The sequence below is a fragment of the Allobacillus salarius genome, from assembly GCF_007559425.1.
In the GTDB taxonomy this organism is placed as follows: Bacteria; Bacillota; Bacilli; order Bacillales; family Alkalibacillaceae; genus Allobacillus; species Allobacillus salarius.
The window spans coordinates 1-723 of the sequence record NZ_VMHE01000060.1 but is presented as its reverse complement, the minus strand read 5'-3'; the positions used below and the strand labels follow the sequence as shown (position 1 = coordinate 723).

The following is a 723-nucleotide window of genomic DNA, read 5'->3' as shown; positions in this document are numbered from 1 at the left end:
CAAAGGAATTGACGGGGACCCGCACAAGCGGTGGAGCATGTGGTTTAATTCGAAGCAACGCGAAGAACCTTACCAAATCTTGACATCCTTTGACAACTCTAGAGATAGAGCCTTCCCCTTCGGGGGACAAAGTGACAGGTGGTGCATGGTTGTCGTCAGCTCGTGTCGTGAGATGTTGGGTTAAGTCCCGCAACGAGCGCAACCCTTAAGCTTAGTTGCCATCATTAAGTTGGGCACTCTAAGTTGACTGCCGGTGACAAACCGGAGGAAGGTGGGGATGACGTCAAATCATCATGCCCCTTATGATTTGGGCTACACACGTGCTACAATGGACAATACAAAGGGCAGCGAAACCGCGAGGTCAAGCAAATCCCATAAAGTTGTTCTCAGTTCGGATTGTAGTCTGCAACTCGACTACATGAAGCTGGAATCGCTAGTAATCGTAGATCAGCATGCTACGGTGAATACGTTCCCGGGTCTTGTACACACCGCCCGTCACACCACGAGAGTTTGTAACACCCGAAGCCGGTGGAGTAACCTTTTAGGAGCTAGCCGTCGAAGGTGGGACAAATGATTGGGGTGAAGTCGTAACAAGGTAGCCGTATCGGAAGGTGCGGCTGGATCACCTCCTTTCTAAGGATATATTCGGAACATCTTCTTCAGAAGATGCGGAATAACGTGACATATTGTATTCAGTTTTGAATGTTTATTTAACATTCAAAT

General features: G+C 48.3%; 1 rRNA gene (only partly in view). It reads left to right on the top strand.

Features of this window, described 5'->3' with window-relative positions:
- Nucleotides 1-633: ribosomal RNA gene (locus tag FPQ13_RS12970) — 16S ribosomal RNA — on the top strand; it begins 928 nt to the left of the window's first position.
- The last annotated feature ends 90 nt before the right edge of the window (nucleotides 634-723 follow it).